Raw genomic sequence first — 16276 nt, 5'->3', positions numbered from 1 at the left:
GGGCAGCGCGGAACGGCTCCTGGTCGAGAGCGAGTCCCTCGTGCACGACCTCGCGGCCACCCGCACGGCCCTGCAGCAGGGCGAGATCAGCTACCGGCACGCGAAAGCACTCATGGACCACGTCTGGTCCCTGCCCGAAGACGCCCGGGCCGGGTTCGAATCGGCTCTGCTGCCCGATGCCCGGAAACTCACCGTCGCGAAGTTCGACGGCACCGCCCGCAGAGCAAGGGAGAAGGCTCACCCCGACACGATCACCACCCGGCACGCGAAGTGCATCACCGACCGGCAGGTGCAGCTCGTGCCGGCCCGGGACGGCATGGCCTGGTTGAACGCGTACCTCTCCGCGGCCGACGCGAACTCGGTGTACGAGCGGATCAGCGGCGCCGCACAGAGCCTGCAGGGCGCCGACGAGCCGCGCACGCTGACCCAGTTGCGGGCGGACGCGTTCCTCGACCTCCTCATCGACGGGGTCGCACCCTCCGGGCTGGGCCGGGGCATCCGGGCCACCGTGAATGTCACGGTCCCGGTGATGACCCTCCTCGGCCACAGCGAGGAACCCGGCCACCTCGAGGGGTACGGGCCGATCGATCCGGACACGGCCCGGCGTCTCGCCGGCCACGCACCGAGTTTCACCCGCATCCTCGTCCACCCCGAGACCGGCGCGGTGCTCTCGGTCGGCCGGAACCGGTACAAGGTGCCCAAGGACCTCCGCCGGTGGCTGCGGGTGCGCGACGAAACCTGCCGGTTCCCCGGCTGCAACCGCAGCGTGGCCCGGTCCGACCTCGACCACGGCAAGGAATGGCACGAGGGCGGCCGAACCAAACACGACAACCTCGCCCACCTCTGCGGGCCACACCACAAACTGAAAACCGAGGCCGCCTGGGCCGTGACCCACGCCAGGGACGGCACGCTCACCTGGACCTCGCCCGCCGGCCGGGAGTACACGACCGAACCGGCCACCCGGATCGACCCGCCACCCCCGTTCTGACGCCCGGCGTTCCCCGACCCTCTAGACTCCACCTGAGCCTCGACCGCCCTGCCACGGGCCGGGCGAACGCCAAGCGAAGTCCAAGCGAAGGCCAAGCGAAGGCCAAGCGAAGGCCAAGCGAAGGCCAAGCGAAACGGACGCTCGCTCCGAAGGATTCCCATGACCTCACGCCCGGCCCAACACCTGACCTCGCGCCTGTCTTCACGCCTGACCTCACGCCTGACCTCGCGCCGGCGGCTGGCCGCCTGGCTGCTGGCCGGCCTGGGCATGGTGACGGCTCTCGTCGTGGTGACGGGCTGCGCCGCCGTCAGGAGCGGAACGCCGGTCGCATCCGACCAAGACTCCGCCACCGGCCCGACGGCGGCCTTCTATGGCGACTCCTACACGCTCGGCACCGGGGCCTCCGGCCCGGCGAAGCGCTGGTCGACCATCGTGTCGGCCGAGCGAGGCTGGAACGAAGTGAACCCCAGCGTCAATGGCCTCGGGTTCGTCAACAAGCGCGACTCGCGGCCCGGTCCCGACCTCGTCGACCAGGTGATCAGCGCCAATCCCGACATCGTCATGGTCACCATGGGCCTCAACGACAACTTCTCGATGCCCGACCGAGCCGCTGACATCCGGGCCGCCATCACGGATGACCTCACCAGGCTGCACGAGGCCCTCCCGGACGCCCGCTTGATCGTCGTGGAGCCGTTCTGGTACACGGACGCGCGGCCCTCCTCGGTCGAGCGCATCATCGGTTGGGTGCGGGACGCGGCGGCGCAGGTCGGTGCCAGCTACATCCCGGGCGCCTCGCACTGGATCGAGGGTCATCCCGAATGGATGGCCGGGGACGGGCTGCACCCCAATGATGACGGCTACCGGGCACTGGCCGAACGGATGGACGCCGAGCTGGCGAAGCTGGGCCTCTGAGGCTCTGAGGTTCTGTGGCGCCGGCCTTCACAGGAAGTCGGCGAACTCCGTGTCGATGAACGCGCCCAGGTCGACGCCGGCCATCGCGAGCACAGCGAAGAGGATCCCGTAGACCACGTAGACCGTGACCGGGACCAGCAGGAACCACTCGCGGCGTGACCCGGCATTGCCCAGCACCGGAAGTGCGAGGTAACCGCCCCTGGACCACAGGCTGCTGAACAGGGGCACCTTCCGCCACCAGCGCGGCGGTTTCGGAACCCAGGGCCACAGCAGGGGCAGCCCCCCGGTGGTGAGGAAGTCGCCGACGAGGTGGATGCCGTAGCCGAGGGTGAAGCAGACGACGAACCAGGCCTGCTGCTCGGGAGCATAGAGGGCGATGAACGCCGCCACACCGAGGCCGATCAGCCACGCCACCGGCCAGGGGCCGTCGGAAAACCCGAGCGCCTTCACGGCGAACGCGACGGCGGCCGCGGTCAGTACGGCCGGGCCGAAGCTGACGGGCTCGTGCCACCACTCCGGTTGCCAGACGATGTGGCCGAAGCCGGTGGCCAGTAACCAGGCGCAGAGCAGTGCGAGCAGGCTGTGCAGGCCGTGCCGATGCCCTCCGGAGGCCCGGGAGATGCCGGAGGTGACGAGTTTGCCGAGCACGGGAACGGACTGGGCGATGGTCGCGGAGCCGTGGTCGGCATCCGCCAGCAGCGCCGCCCCGGCGCAGAGCAGCGCACCGGCGATTGTGCCGACCGGGGTGACGGGGAAGAGGCCGAGGCCGTGCCCCGCCGTTGCCGTGACGGCGATCCAGGCGGCGGCGCCGGACATGGCGTGGTGTCCACCCATCATGAGCGCGGGTCCTGTCTTGTTGCACGTGTCTTTTGCACGCCGAATTCGCGAGGGATTTCGGCGGGGAGTGTCGCCGGGCCTCGCTTGAGCGGATGCCGACGGTTCCCACTGTAGGTGCCGCCGGTGACATGGCCGCCGTTCGTCAGGCGCGCCGCCAAGTAGGTTGAGGACCATGACTCCAGCGACGATGCTCACCTCCGTTCTCCGCCACGCCGGCTCCGTCCGCCCCTACGCGACCAGCCGCCCGCTTTCGCTGGAACGGGTGGATGTGCCGGCGCCACGGCGCGGCGAGGTGCTCGTCAAGATCGAACGCGCCAGCCTGTGCCACTCAGACTTGTCCGTCATCGACGGCTCCCGCATCCGGCCGCTGCCGATGGCACTCGGCCATGAGGCCGCGGGAACCATCGCCGAGGTGGGGTCCGGCGTCACCGACGTGCGTGTCGGTGACCGGGTGGTGCTCGTCTTCGTGCCCAGCTGCGGCGACTGCCGTGCGTGCAACCACGGCCGGCCCGCCCTCTGCCACCGGGGCGCGATCGCGAACGCCGCCGGGGACCTCCTGCACGGCGATGCGGTGCTTCGTACGGGCTCGGGCGACCGGCTGAACCACCACCTGGGAGTCTCGGCGTTCTCGGAGTACGCGGTCGTGGCCCGCGAATCCGTTGTCGTGGTCGACGACGATGTGCCCTTCGACGTTGCCGCCATGTTCGGCTGCGCCGCGCTGACCGGGATGGGCGCCGTACTCAACACCGCGCGACTGGGCGAGGGGGAATCGGTGATCGTGTTCGGTCTCGGGGCCGTCGGCCTGATGGCGGTCATGGCGGCCGCGCAGGTGCCGGGCACCACGGTGATCGCGATCGACCCGCTTCCCGAAAAGCAGGCGCTCGCGCTCCGCTGCGGTGCGCACGTCGCCGGCTCGCCCGAACAGGCGGCCGCGCTGGTGGCGGAGCACGCCGGCGACGGGGTCGACGTGGCCATCGAGGCCGTCGGCAGCGGGCGGGTCATGGAGGCCTGCCTCGGGTTGCTGACCCGCGGCGGAGCCCTGGTGTCCGTCGGGCTGCCGCACCCCGACCAGACGATCACCGTGCAGGCCCTGCAGTTCGCTGGGGGTGGCAAGCGGCTCCTCGGCTCCTACATGGGCGATTCCGTTCCGGCCAGGGATATCCCGTTCTACCTGCAGATGTGGCGGGACGGCAAGCTTCCGGTCGAGCTCCTGCACACCGACACCCGGCCGCTCGCCGACATCAACGAGGGCCTGGATGCCCTGGCCGAGGGACGGGTCGTCCGTCGGTTGTTCGCGATGGAATAGGGAACCGGGTGGCGCCGATGCTCGCCGGTTCCTCCACAGCGACCGCGCGCGACCCATCCCGCACCGAAACCGCCCCTGACGGCGGCGGGAACCTCCTCCTCCGACACGCTGGGGGCCGGAGGTGCTCGTGGCTCGCAAAGACGAACTGGGCAGGCGCGGGGAAGCCTGTGCGGCGGCCTTCCTGACCGATGCCGGCTACCGCGTGATCGCCCGCAACTGGCGGTGTCCGCAGGGTGAAATCGACCTCGTCGTCGAGGGTGGCGGCGAGGTTGTCTTCGTCGAGGTGAAGACGCGCTCGGGCACCGGCTTCGGGCATCCGTTCGAAGCGATCACGGTCGCCAAGCTGGCCAGGCTGCGCCGGCTGGCCGCGGCCTGGTGCGAGCAGGCGGACGCATGGCCGGGCCGCATCCGGATCGACGCGATCGCCGTGATCGCCGAGCCCGGCAAGACGCCGGTGATCGAACATCTCGCCGGGGTGTTCTGATGGGGCGGCTCCGGCCTCGGAGCGTTCCGGCGGGGCGAGCCTGATGGGGCTCGCCAGAACCCACGCGATGGCCCTCCTCGGCCTCACCGGTGCCCTGGTCGAGGTGGAGGCGGACATCTCCGGCCAGCTTCCCGGGATGTTCCTGATCGGGCTGCCGGATGCCGCGCTATCGGAGGCGACGCATCGCGTGCGGACCGCGGCCGCGAATTCCGGCTGCCCCCTCACCCGCAACCGCCTCACCATCAACCTGTCCCCGGCCGCGCTGCCGAAGCACGGCTCGGGCTTCGACCTGGCCATCGCGGTCGCCTGCCTCGCCGCCGACGAGCTCATCTCGGCCGACTCGGTGGCCGGCGTCGTGCACATCGGCGAACTGGCCCTCGACGGACGGCTGCGTCCCACGCCCGGGATACTGCCGGCCGTCGTCGCCGCATCGAGGCTGGGGCACACCACTGTCATGGTCCCCGCGGGCAGCGCCGACGAGGCGTCGCTCGTCCCGGACATGCGCGTGATCGGCGTCGCCACCCTGCGGGACGCGGCGATCTGGCACGGCGCCCGGCTCGAGCCGATCCCCGTCGACGCGATCGTGCCGCCGGCGGACCCTGCCGAGCACGTCGAAGAGCCCGACCTCGTCGACGTGCTCGGCAACGACGATGCCGTGCTCGCTCTGCAGATCGCCGCCGCGGGCGGCCACCACGTCTTCATGCTCGGGCCGCCCGGCTCCGGAAAGACCATGCTCGCTGCGCGCCTGCCGGGGCTGTTGCCCGATCTGGACGCCGCGGCCTCCCTCGAGGTCAGCTCGATGCGCTCGCTCAGCGGCCACGCGCTCGGGCGCGCGCTCATCACACGCCCACCGCTGGAGGCCCCGCACCACACGGCGACCGCGGCGGCCATGGTGGGCGGCGGGAGCGGACAGATCCGGCCTGGCGCGGCGGCGCGGGCCTCGCACGGCGTGCTCTTCCTCGACGAGGCGCCCGAGTTCGCCTCCTCGGTGCTCGACGCACTCCGTCAGCCGCTCGAGTCGGGTGTCATCATCATCCACCGAGCCAACGCGACGGCACGCTTTCCCGCCCGGTTCCAACTGGTCATGGCGGCCAACCCCTGCCCCTGCGGTCAGTACGGTTCCACCGATCTGGACTGCACCTGCCCGCCGAGCGCCAGGCGGCGCTACCTCGCCCGCATCTCCGGGCCGCTCCTCGACCGGATCGACATCCAGCTGCGGGTGACCCGCGTCACCGCGGCCCAGTTGCGCCTCGCGGCAGACGAGCCGCGGCGCTCCAGCGCCACCGCGCGCGGCCGCGTGATCGACGCGAGGGCGGCGGCCGCCGACCGCCTGGCCGGCACGCCGTGGTCCCTCAACTCCGAGGTCCCGGGACCCTGGCTGCGTGGCCCGCAATCGCGCCTCGGCGGATCGATCACGGCCACCCTCGACCGTGCGCTCGAGCGCGGCGGAATCACCATGCGCGGCTACGACCGCGTGCTCCGAGTCGCCTGGACGATCGCGGACCTCGACGGCGTGCAGCGCCCGGGCGCCGACCACGTCGGGCAGGCGCTCTACCTGAGGAAGGGAATGACGACATGACACTGTTCGGGCTGGAGGAGTCGGTGATCGTGGGGCTGGCGAGGGGCGTGCACCCGGGCGGCGATGAGTCGGAGCGGGATGCTCCGGCCGACGTGTTCGCCCGAGCCGCCTGGACTGGCATCGCCGAACCGGGCGACGGGGTCGCGGGTCTGCTCGTCGGCAGCCTGGGCGCGAGCGTGGCCCTCACCGCCGTCCTCGAGACGTGGACGCCGGAGCGGCTCGCGGTCACAGTGCGGGAGAGCGGCGTCGCCGGGGAGGAGCTCGAGAGCGAGCTCGAGCAGGGCCTGCAGCGGTGGCGCCCGCGCCTGTCCTCCGCCGAGGTCATCCATTCCCTGCAGCAGGCAGCGCGGGTGTCGGCGCGACTGCTCCTGCCCTCCGACCCGCTCTGGCCGGCGTCGCTCGACGATCTCGGCCTGCACGCCCCGATCGCGCTCTGGTGGCGCGGCGACCCGGCGGCCTTCCACGCTCTCCCGCACGCGGTCGCCCTGGTCGGTGCCCGGGCAGCGACCGGCTACGGCGAGCACGTGGCGATGGAGGCCGCCGCCGGGCTCGTCGACCGCGGCTTCGCTATCGTGTCCGGCGCCGCCTACGGGATCGACGGTATGGCCCACCGCGCGGCCCTCGCCAGCGAGGGCATTACTCTCGCGTTCCTGGCCGGGGGAGTCGACCGGCATTACCCGACCGGTCATGACGCGCTGATCAGCCGCATCGCCGAGGTGGGCGCCGTCGTATCCGAGTTGCCGTGCGGCGCCGCGCCCACGAAATGGCGATTTCTCCAGCGCAACAGGTTGATAGCCGCTGCCGGCGCGGCCACCGTCGTGGTCGAGGCGGGCTGGCGATCCGGCTCGCTGAACACAGCCGGCCACGCCGCCGCCCTCGGCCGTCCCCTGGGCGCGGTTCCGGGGCCCGTCACATCGCCCGCCTCGGCCGGATGCCATCGCCTCATCCGCGAGTTCGACGCCGTCTGCGTGACCACCGCCGCAGAAATGGCCGAGCTTGCCGGTGAAGGGGTCTGGGCCCTCGACCGGATCGAGGCCGAGGGCGCCGCGGGCGGGACGGATTCCCGCACCAGCGAGGAGATCCGCGTCCTCGATGCGCTGAGCCGAAGGTCCCCGCGCCCCGTGCCCGACATCGCGCGCAGGGCCGGGATGTCAACCGCGGCCGTACTGGGCGCCCTCGGCGCGCTCGACCTCGACGGGGTGGTGAGCGAGCGCGAGACCGGTTGGGTCTCGATCGGCCGCGGAACGTGATGCCTGGCCTGTGGGCTCGGGGATCGAGAGCGCTCCGGCGTTCATCCCATCGGCCGGCTGTTCGCGAGCCGACACGGGGAGTGCCGGTGGTTGGTCGTAGTGTGGTCGCTGACCCACGAATCAGACCCACCAGGGGGATCCATGCCAGACGAAGACTGGGGCCAGTACTCGCCGGCCTCGCACCTCCTGGTGCACCTCAGCGACACGCACTTCCTCGGTGCGGAGCGGCCGCTCTTTGGAGCCGTCGACACGGACAGCACGGTGCAGCGGGCGCTGGAGCAGCTGGAACGATCAGGGCTGCGCCCCGACGCCATCGTGCTCACCGGCGACATCGCCGACCGGGGCGAGCCCGACGCGTACAGGCGCGTGCGGGACCTCGTAGAGGCGGCCGCCGATCGCCTCGGCACCCAGGTCATCTGGGTCATGGGCAACCACGACGAGCGGGCGGCCTTCCGCACCGAACTGCTGCGCGAAGAGGAATCGGCAAACACCGGGCCGGTCGACGCGGTCTTCGACATCCGCGGCCTCCGGGTCATCGTGCTCGACACGAGCGTGCCGGGCTATCACCATGGCGAGGTGTCCGACGAACAGCTGGCCTGGCTGGCCGGCGTGCTCGCGGATCCGGCCCCCCACGGCAGCCTCCTCGCCCTGCACCACCCTCCGGTCCCCACCCCGACGGCACTGATGAGCATCCTCGAACTCCGGGATCAGCCGCGCCTGGCCGAGGTGATCGCAGGCAGCGACATCCGGTCCATTCTGGGCGGCCACATGCACTCCGCGACGACCGGGCAGTTCGCGGGCATCCCCGTTTCCGTGGCCGCCGCCACCTGCTACACGCTCGACCCAAGCGCGCCGCGGCGCGAGCTGTCCGGGGTCGACGGGGGCCAGTCATTCAATCTGGTGCGCGTGTACGAAGACCAGGTCGTGCATTCCCACGTGCCGCTCGGCGCCTACGACGTGGTGACGCACTTCGACGCCGCATTCCTCGACCGCTTCGCCAGCCTCACCGCCGAGGAACGCACCGAGGCGTTCTCCCGGCACGCCTGAGGCGCTGCGGTGATATCCGATGCGGGGGTCGATGCCGGGGGAGTGCACCTGGACCGCGCCATCGACGACTTCGTGCTCTACCTCACGGTGGAGCGCGGGTTCTCGCCGCACACCATTCGCGCCTACCGCACCGACCTCGCCGCGCTGGCCACCTTCGCGGAGCTGCGCGGGCACACCACGACGGATGCCCTGAGCCTGGACCTGCTCCGCGACTGGCTCTGGTCGGGCACCCAGGCCGGGCTCGCTCGCTCCACGATCGCCCGGCACTCGGCCTCCGCCCGGAGTTTCACGGCGTGGCTGGCACGAACCGGTGCCGGCACGGTCGACCCGGGCGTGCGGCTGCGCTCGCCGAAGCCCGGCCGCACGCTGCCTCGGGTCATCAACCGCAGCCAGATGCAGGAACTCCTCGGTTCCCTGGCGCTACGAGCCGAGCACGGTGCGCCCACGGCGCTTCGGGACCTGGCGGTGATCGAGCTCCTGTACGCGTCGGGCCTGCGGGTGTCGGAGCTCGTCGGCCTCGACGTCGGCGACGTCGACCTGGACCGGCTGACCGTCCGGGTCACCGGCAAGGGCGGCAAGGAACGCGTGGTTCCGTTCGGGGTCCCGGCGCAGGGCGCGATCGTGGACTACATCCGTCGGGCTCGTCCGGTATTGGCCGCGGCACCGGCCGCCTCGAAAACAGCCGCCCAGACTGCGGCAGCGGCACGCGCTGCGGCGCAGTCCTCGCCGCAGTCCCGGCCATCTTCGTCGCCGGCGCCGTCAGCACTCTTCCTCGGAACCAGGCGCACGCGCCTCGGCGTGCGTGCCGTGTACCGCCTCGTCGCGAGTCTCCTCGTCGAGTTCCCGGGAGCGGGGCCGGCCGGTCCTCACGCGCTCAGGCACACGGCGGCCACCCATCTGCTGGACGGCGGGGCCGACCTCCGTGCGGTGCAGGAGATGCTCGGGCACTCCAGCCTGGGCACCACGCAGATCTACACCCACGTATCCGCCGAGCGGCTCAAGCAGAGCTATCGCACCGCCCACCCCCGCGCCTGATGCTCCCCGCGAAACCGCAGTTGTGCACGTTATGAGGGCGTTTTAAGCGGCACAACTGCAGTTTCGCGGAGGATTGAGGCCTGCAGGGGCAGGAGCACGGCGCGGGGAACCCCGCCGAGCAAGAGCATCGGCGACACGTACTGCCCGTGCAACCGCACGCCGAAATGTAGGCAGGCGTCCGCGCAGTGGCCGCCGGATGCCATCAGCCCGATTCGCTGCCCGGCGGCAACACGGTCGCCTACGGGAACGACGCCGATCACGGGCTCGACGGTCGAGACCAGGTCGCCCGGGTGACTGATCGACACCACAGGGCGGCCGGCGACGACGCCGGAGAAGGAGACAACGCCTCCCGCCGGTGCGAAAACGGGGGCGCCCCGCCGCTCGGGGAGATCGATGCCCCGGTGTCCGGCGGCGTAGGGGGAGGCCGGGGCCTCGAACGACCTCGTCACGGAGTGCGGGGCAGGCACTGGCCAGAGCCAGGTGGCCGGAGGCGAGGAGCCGGGCAGCAGCCAGAACGGGACGAGCAGCGACGCGGCGAACACACGGGACGGCCGCGCCAGGGACGGCAGCGCCCGGGACAGCAGCAAACGGGACGGCAGCGCCCGGGACGGCCATGCTCGGGGAGGCGGCGCCCCGAACGGCCACACCCGGAACGGGGATGCTCGGGAGGAGGACACGTACCCACCCTGTGCGTGCGCCCGCCGTCCGGATGCCCGGGGCCGGCATCCGTGCGGGGTCGGCTCGGCGCCGCGGTTGTGGTGGAAGGCCTGGTGCCGGCCCGGTGGCGAACGACGGTGTCCGCGGACCCGGTCGGCCTGGTGCTAAACTCATCCCAGCAGCGCTTTAGTGCGCTGACTACGCGTGCCCATTCGGCCTCCACGACCATTCGGTCCCCGCTTCGCAGGAAGCAGGGGCGGTTGTGTGCCGGGCACCAGGAGAGGCGATCGACCGATTGCCGCGTGAAACCGATTGGCGTTTTGCTGCCTCGCAGCGCGCGCCGGACAAGGAGAACGGCTCATGGCCGTCGTAACCATTCGCCAGCTGCTCGACAGCGGCGTGCACTTCGGGCACCAGACCCGACGTTGGAACCCGAAGATGAAGCGCTTCATCTTCACCGAGCGTTCCGGCATCTACATCATCGACCTTCAGCAGTCGCTCGGCTTCGTCGACAAGGCGTACGACTTCGTCAAGGAGACGGTTGCCCACGGCGGCACCATCCTCTTCGTCGGCACCAAGAAGCAGGCGCAGGAATCGATCTCGGAGCAGGCGCAGCGCGTCGGCCAGCCGTACGTCAACCAGCGCTGGCTCGGTGGCCTCCTCACCAACTTCCAGACCGTGTCAAAGCGTCTGGCTCGCATGAAGGAGCTCGAAGAGCTCGACTTCGAGGACACCGCCAAGAGCGGTTTCACGAAGAAGGAAATGCTCATTAAGAAGCGCGAGCTCGTCAAGCTTCACAAGAGCCTCGGCGGTATCCGCAACCTCACGAAGACGCCGTCGGCGCTGTGGGTTGTCGACACCAACAAGGAGCACCTCGCCATTGACGAGGCCCGCAAGCTCGGCATCCCCGTCATCGCGATCCTCGACACGAACTGCGACCCGGACGACGTCCAGTACCCGATTCCGGGCAACGACGACGCCATCCGCTCCGTCGGCCTGCTGACCCGCATCATCGCGGACGCGGCAGCCGAGGGCCTCATCCAGCGTCACGCCAAGCCGGAGGCCGAAGTTGAGCCCCTCGCCGCCTGGGAAGCCGAACTCCTGGCCGCCCCCGCTGAGGCCGAGGCCGCTACGGAGACCACTCCTGAGCAGTCCTCCGCCGAGACCGTAGAGGTTGCAGCCGAGAAGGTTGCCGCCGAGCAGGTCGCCGGCGAAGAAGCAGCAGCCACCGAGGTTGCCGCTGAGGCCGCAACCGAAGAGGTTGCCGCCGCAGACGCACCCGCCGAAGAGACCAAGTAAGGACACCAGGTATGGCAAACGTCACACTCGAAGCAGTCAAGGCCCTGCGCGAACGCCTCGGCACCGGCATGGTCGACACCAAGAACGCCCTCGTTGAAGCCGATGGCGACATGGAGAAGGCCGTCGAACTCCTCAGGATGAAGGGGGCGAAAGGCAACGCGAAGCGCGCCGACCGTTCCACCTCCGAGGGGCTCGTCGCCGCCAAGGAAATCGGCAACACCGCCACGATGATCGAGCTCGCCTGCGAGACCGACTTCGTCGCCAAGGGTGACAAGTTCGTCGCCCTGGCTGAGAAGGTCATCGACGCGGTCGCGGCTGCCGGCGCCACCACGGTCGACGAGGGCCTGGCCGCACCGGCCGACGGCAAGACCGTCGCCGAGCTGATCAACGACGAGGCCGCCATCATCGGGGAGAAGTTCGAACTGCGTCGCGTCGCATCCGTCACGGGTGAGAAGTTCGCGGTTTACCTGCACAAGACCAGCAAGGACCTGCCCCCGCAGGTCGGCGTTGTCGTCGGCTACTCGGGTGACGACGCGGAGACCGCGCGCAGCATTGCGCAGCACATCTCGTTCGCCAACCCCGAGTACCTCTCCCGCGAAGACGTCCCTGCGGACGCCGTCGAGGCAGAGCGTCGGATTGTCACCGAGATCTCGAAGAACGAGGGGAAGCCGGAAGCGGCACTCCCCAAGATCGTCGAGGGTCGCGTGACCGCGTACTTCAAGCAGGTTGCCCTGCTCGAGCAGGACTACGCCAAGGACAACAAGTTGTCCGTGAGCAAGGTCCTCGCCGATGCCGGAGTCACCGTCTCGGGCTTCGCCCGGTTCAAGGTCGGCGCGTAGCTTCACCATGAGGGAGACCGGATTGCGAACGCAATCCGGTCTCCTTTTCTGTGCCCTCACTCGCAGGTGCACGCAGTAGCTTTAGAACCACGTCACAACGGAAGGACTCGCACGGCATGTCAGAAACGGGTAAGAAGCGCAGGGTCCTCCTCAAACTTTCCGGGGAGGCGTTCGGGGCAGGAGCCCTGGGCGTGAACCCCGACGTCGTCAGTTCCCTCGCCCGCGAAATCGCCGAAGCGGCCAAGACCGTTGAGATCGCCATCGTCGTCGGCGGCGGCAACTTCTTCCGTGGCGCGGAACTCTCCCAGCGCGGCATGGACCGCGGCCGGGCCGACTACATGGGGATGCTCGGCACCGTCATGAACGCCCTCGCCCTGCAGGACTTCCTCGAGCAGGCCGGCGCGGAAACCCGCGTCCAGTCCGCCATCGCCATGACCCAGGTCGCCGAGCCGTACATCCCGCGGCGCGCCGAACGTCACCTCGAGAAGGGCCGGGTCGTCATCTTCGGCGCCGGGGCGGGCCTTCCGTACTTCTCCACGGACACCGTCGCCGCCCAGCGCGCCCTGGAAATCGACGCCCAGGTCGTCCTGGTGGCCAAGAACGGTGTGGACGGCGTGTACTCCGACGACCCGCGCACCAACCCCGATGCGACGAAGATCGCCCGCATCACCTACCAGGAAGCCCTGCAGCGCGGCCTCAAGGTCGTCGACTCCACCGCCTTCAGCCTGTGCATGGACAACGGGATGCCCATGCAGGTGTTCGGAATGAAGCCGGACGGCAACGTCACGGCTGCGATTCTGGGCGCCGATCTGGGAACCCTCGTCTCCAACTAAGCTTGATCCTGCCCACCGAAGAAGGAGTCCCCGTGATTGCGGATGTTCTGTCCGATTCCACCCAGCGCATGACGAAGGCCGTCGAAGCCGCCAAAGACGACTTCGCAACCGTTCGGACGGGGCGTGCGAACCCCCAGATGTTCGCGAAGATCCTGGTCAGCTACTACGGCACCATGACGCCCCTCGAGCAGCTCGCCTCCCTGCAGAACCCCGAGGCGCGCACGTTGCTCATCACGCCCTACGACAAGGGCGCCCTCCGCGACATCGAGGTGGCCATCCGGGACACCCCCAACCTCGGGGCCAACGTCGGCAACGACGGTGTCATCATCCGGGCGACCCTGCCCGAGCTGACGGCCGACCGTCGCAAGGAATACGTCAAGATCGTTCGGACCAAGGCCGAGGATGCGAAAATCTCCGTGCGAAACCTCCGCCGCAAGGCCAAGGACGAGCTCGACGCGCTGAAGAGCGACGTGGGTGAAGACGAGGTGTCACGTGCCGAGAAGGAACTCGAGTTGATCACCAAGAGCCACGTCGACAGCATCGACGACGCGCTCAAGCGCAAGGAATCCGAGCTCCTCGAGATCTAGGGGAGTCGCCGTCATGACCCAGGATCCTCCCGGCTCCCAGCCCCCCAAGCGCGGTCGTGGCACCAACCGCGCCGAATTCCGGGCGCAGGTCGAGGCCACCAAAGCCGACTTTGAACGCCAGGTTCAGGCGACCCGGGCGCAAATCGATGCCACGAATGTTCGGATCGAGGCGCGAACGGGCCGGAATCTGATCCTGGCCGTGCTGATCGGCCTCGTGCTGGGGCTGACGATGGTGTTCAGCCTGATCTTCATCAAGGAACTGTTCATGGTCTTCGCGGGCGTGATCGTGGCGTTCACCGCCTTCGAATTCGCCCAGGCTCTGCGTCACGCCGGGCGCATCGTTCCCCGGATCCCGGTCGTCATCGCGGCCGTAGCCGTCGTCCCGGCCGCGTTCTACTGGGGCGCCGAGGGCCAATGGCTGGCTACGCTGGCCGGCATCCTGTTGATTGCCCTCTGGCGGATGGCACTGCTCGCCTGGCCCGCGCACCGGGCGGAGTTCCGCAGCGTGCTCGGAGACATCGGCGCCGGATTCCTGATCCAGGCCTACGTCGTCTTCCTGTCCAGTTTCGCCGTGCTGCTGGCCGCCCAACCGGGAGGCCAGTGGTGGACTCTCGCATTCCTCCTTCTGGTCATCACCGCCGACACGGGCGCCTATGCCAGCGGCCTGTCGTTCGGCAAGCACCCGATGGCCCCCGGCATCAGCCCCAAGAAGACCTGGGAGGGCCTGGCCGGGGCCGCTCTGGTCTGCATGGTCGCCGGCGTGCTCCTCTCGCTCTTCATGCTCGGCCAGCCGTGGTGGTTCGGTCTGATCTTCGGGTCGGTCATCCTGGTCACCGCCACATTCGGCGACCTCGCCGAGTCGCTCATCAAGCGTGACCTCGGCATCAAAGACATGAGCTCGTGGCTTCCCGGACACGGCGGATTCCTCGACCGGCTCGACTCGATCCTCCCGTCCGCCGCAGCCGCTTACGCGCTCTTCCTCATCTTCGCCTGAGCCCGGTTGCAGCAGTGAAGCCGAGCGTGCGAGAGAATGAAGCGGTGAGCACCTTTCCCCTGACCGACAAGAAGACTCTCGGCTACAGCGTCGAGCAGGTCGATGGTTTCCTCGCAGCGGCCCGGAGCGCGTACGACGCGAAGGGTGTCTCCGAGCAGCTGACGGCCGAGTCCATCCGTCACACGGCCTTCGCGATGCAGAAGGGTGGCTACTCTCCCTCGCACGTCGACGCAGCCCTGGAGCGCCTCGAGGATGCCTTCGCCGCGCGCGAGCGTGACGACGCGGTGCGGACCAAGGGCCGCCAGGCGATCTCCGCGGAGGCGAGCAAGAAGACCCAGGAGATCGTCGACCGGCTCACTCGCCCGCCCGGGCACCGCTTCACGCGGACGAGCGTGCTCACCGTCGGCTACAGCCTCGCCGACGTCGACCGGTTCACGAGCCGAGTCGTCAAACACCTGGAGAAAGGCCGCGCGCTCAGCGTCGACGACGTGCGCACCGCCGTTTTCCGTCCGCAGCGCGGCGGATACCGCGAGGCGCAGGTCGATCTCGTGCTCGACGGCGTGGTCGACCTGATGCTCGCGGTTCGCTGACATCGGCCTGTTATCTCGCTGTGACCGCCGATCTGGGCTAGGCTCGACAAATCGTGGGTAGACATCTGAATGTAATCGAACCTGTTGCGGCTCACCAGCCGCCCAGGGCCCGGATGGTCAGACCCCGCTCGCGGAGCCGTTTGACCCTGGGTGTCTTCGCTTTCACGGCGGCATCCGCCTTCGTCCTGGTGAGCGTCATCGACCCGTACTCCGGCGCAACGGCGTCTCCGTACTTCCAGCCGGCCGGGGACCGCTTCGCCGGCCAGGCCAGCCAGGAAGTTCTCGTAGCCGGCAGCTACACGAACACCGTCTCTCGCGACAGCTTCACCGTGGGCGAGAAGCCCAAGCCAAAGCCCAAGCCCAAACCAAAGGCGGCGGCCTCAGCAGGCTTCGCAGCGCCGGATGCTGCCGTGCCCAGCCCGGGTTCCGCCCAGGCCATCGCGCACGGCAAGGTCATTGCGCGCGGCTGGGGCGAAGACCAGTTCAACTGCCTTGTCTCCCTGTGGAACAAGGAGTCGGGCTGGCGCGTCAATGCCATGAACTCCTCGAGCGGCGCCTACGGCATTCCCCAGGCACTCCCCGGATCCAAGATGGGCTCGGCCGGCTCCGACTGGGCGACGAACGCCGGAACCCAGATCGAGTGGGGCCTGGGCTACATCACCGACCGGTACGGCTCGCCCTGCGGCGCCTGGGGCAAGTCCCAGGCCGACGGCTGGTACTAGGGCGTGTCTCCTAATTCGTGTAACCAGATGGTGATGGCGCGGAGGACGACTCCTCCGCGGTAGGTGAGGGCGAGTTTGTCGTAGCGAGTGGCGAGGCCGCGCCACTGCTTGAACGTGTTGAATGAGCGTTCGACGACGTTGCGGCGCTTGTATGCCTCCTTGTCCAGGCCGATGGTCCGACCGCCGTTTCGGCCGCGGCGTTTCCGGTTCGCGACCTGGTCGGAGCGCTCCGGGATCACGGTTTGGATGCCGCGGGTGCGCAGAAATTCCCGGTTCGCCTTGGACGAATACGCCTTGTCGCCCAGCAGTCGGTCGGG

General features: G+C 69.4%; 18 protein-coding genes. 15 read left to right on the top strand and 3 right to left on the bottom strand.

From position 1 onward, the window contains the following. Together BLQ39_RS14995 and BLQ39_RS14990 are read left to right on the top strand one after the other, a co-directional pair. Positions 1-988 (top strand): HNH endonuclease (locus tag BLQ39_RS14995; RefSeq protein WP_092323844.1); only part of this gene is annotated, 988 nt, incomplete at its 5' end. Between the two features lie 159 nt (positions 989-1147). After that, on the top strand, positions 1148-1900 hold the full coding sequence (locus BLQ39_RS14990; protein ID WP_241986898.1) for an SGNH/GDSL hydrolase family protein: 753 nt from the start codon (positions 1148-1150) through the stop codon (positions 1898-1900). A gap of 27 nt (positions 1901-1927) precedes the next feature. Here the strand turns inward: BLQ39_RS14990 and BLQ39_RS14985 are convergent, their stop codons facing one another. Further along, positions 1928-2737, bottom strand: a complete 810-nt coding sequence (locus tag BLQ39_RS14985; RefSeq protein ID WP_166804852.1) for a metal-dependent hydrolase — start codon at positions 2735-2737, stop codon at positions 1928-1930. Between the two features lie 172 nt (positions 2738-2909). Between BLQ39_RS14985 and BLQ39_RS14980 the strand changes: the two genes are divergently transcribed. From BLQ39_RS14980 to BLQ39_RS14955, 6 genes are all read left to right on the top strand, one after another. Next, a complete protein-coding gene (locus BLQ39_RS14980) occupies positions 2910-4043 on the top strand; it encodes an alcohol dehydrogenase catalytic domain-containing protein (protein WP_422386340.1) in 1134 nt (377 codons plus the stop codon). 127 nt (positions 4044-4170) lie between these two features. Then, positions 4171-4527, top strand: coding sequence for a YraN family protein (locus tag BLQ39_RS14975; protein WP_092325231.1), 357 nt, complete (start codon positions 4171-4173; stop codon positions 4525-4527). Between the two features lie 43 nt (positions 4528-4570). Continuing rightward, entirely contained in the window at positions 4571-6106 is a 1536-nt protein-coding gene (locus BLQ39_RS14970; RefSeq protein ID WP_092325229.1) for a YifB family Mg chelatase-like AAA ATPase, read from the top strand. Next, positions 6103-7356 carry a DNA-processing protein DprA gene (gene dprA, locus BLQ39_RS14965; RefSeq protein ID WP_092325227.1) on the top strand — a complete coding sequence of 418 codons (1254 nt, stop codon included), beginning with the start codon at positions 6103-6105 and terminating at the stop codon, positions 7354-7356. The genes BLQ39_RS14970 and dprA overlap by 4 nt, the downstream gene beginning before the upstream one ends. 141 nt (positions 7357-7497) lie before the next feature. Next, positions 7498-8403, top strand: coding sequence for a phosphodiesterase (locus BLQ39_RS14960; RefSeq protein WP_092325225.1), 906 nt, complete (start codon positions 7498-7500; stop codon positions 8401-8403). A 9-nt stretch (positions 8404-8412) separates the two neighbouring features. Next, a complete protein-coding gene (locus BLQ39_RS14955; protein WP_422386341.1) occupies positions 8413-9438 on the top strand; it encodes a tyrosine recombinase XerC in 1026 nt (341 codons plus the stop codon). 29 nt (positions 9439-9467) lie between these two features. Here BLQ39_RS14955 and BLQ39_RS16015 read toward each other — a convergent pair whose 3' ends face one another. Next, on the bottom strand, positions 9468-10115 hold the full coding sequence (locus BLQ39_RS16015) for a M23 family metallopeptidase (RefSeq protein ID WP_241982818.1): 648 nt from the start codon (positions 10113-10115) through the stop codon (positions 9468-9470). Positions 10116-10455: 340 nt separating this feature from the next. Between BLQ39_RS16015 and rpsB the strand changes: the two genes are divergently transcribed. From rpsB to BLQ39_RS14915, 7 genes are all read left to right on the top strand, one after another. Beyond that, positions 10456-11394 carry a 30S ribosomal protein S2 gene (gene rpsB / locus BLQ39_RS14945; protein WP_092325221.1) on the top strand — a complete coding sequence of 313 codons (939 nt, stop codon included), beginning with the start codon at positions 10456-10458 and terminating at the stop codon, positions 11392-11394. 11 nt (positions 11395-11405) lie between these two features. Continuing rightward, a complete protein-coding gene (tsf, locus tag BLQ39_RS14940; protein ID WP_092325218.1) occupies positions 11406-12233 on the top strand; it encodes a translation elongation factor Ts in 828 nt (275 codons plus the stop codon). Positions 12234-12349: 116 nt separating this feature from the next. Continuing rightward, positions 12350-13066, top strand: a complete 717-nt coding sequence (pyrH, locus tag BLQ39_RS14935; RefSeq protein ID WP_092325216.1) for a UMP kinase — start codon at positions 12350-12352, stop codon at positions 13064-13066. A 32-nt stretch (positions 13067-13098) separates the two neighbouring features. Further along, a complete protein-coding gene (frr, locus tag BLQ39_RS14930) occupies positions 13099-13653 on the top strand; it encodes a ribosome recycling factor (protein WP_092325214.1) in 555 nt (184 codons plus the stop codon). Between the two features lie 13 nt (positions 13654-13666). Continuing rightward, positions 13667-14647 carry a phosphatidate cytidylyltransferase gene (locus BLQ39_RS14925; RefSeq protein ID WP_092325212.1) on the top strand — a complete coding sequence of 327 codons (981 nt, stop codon included), beginning with the start codon at positions 13667-13669 and terminating at the stop codon, positions 14645-14647. A 44-nt stretch (positions 14648-14691) separates the two neighbouring features. Then, complete coding sequence (locus BLQ39_RS14920) at positions 14692-15237, top strand: DivIVA domain-containing protein (RefSeq protein WP_092325210.1); 546 nt, start codon at positions 14692-14694, stop codon at positions 15235-15237. Positions 15238-15377: 140 nt separating this feature from the next. Continuing rightward, positions 15378-15959: an aggregation-promoting factor C-terminal-like domain-containing protein gene (locus BLQ39_RS14915; RefSeq protein WP_241977090.1), complete on the top strand. Its 582-nt coding sequence runs from the start codon at positions 15378-15380 to the stop codon at positions 15957-15959. On the opposite strand, the gene BLQ39_RS14910 is transcribed toward BLQ39_RS14915, so the two are convergent. Then, the coding region (locus tag BLQ39_RS14910; RefSeq protein ID WP_143006491.1) for a transposase at positions 15956-16276 on the bottom strand (321 nt) is incomplete at its 5' end. The two genes, BLQ39_RS14915 and BLQ39_RS14910, sit on opposite strands and share 4 nt — an antisense overlap.

Source organism: Cryobacterium psychrotolerans (assembly GCF_900101115.1).
GTDB classification, from domain to species: domain Bacteria; phylum Actinomycetota; class Actinomycetes; order Actinomycetales; family Microbacteriaceae; genus Cryobacterium; species Cryobacterium psychrotolerans.
Note: the sequence above shows the minus strand (reverse complement) of the source record. Positions and strands in the feature narration are given on the sequence as shown.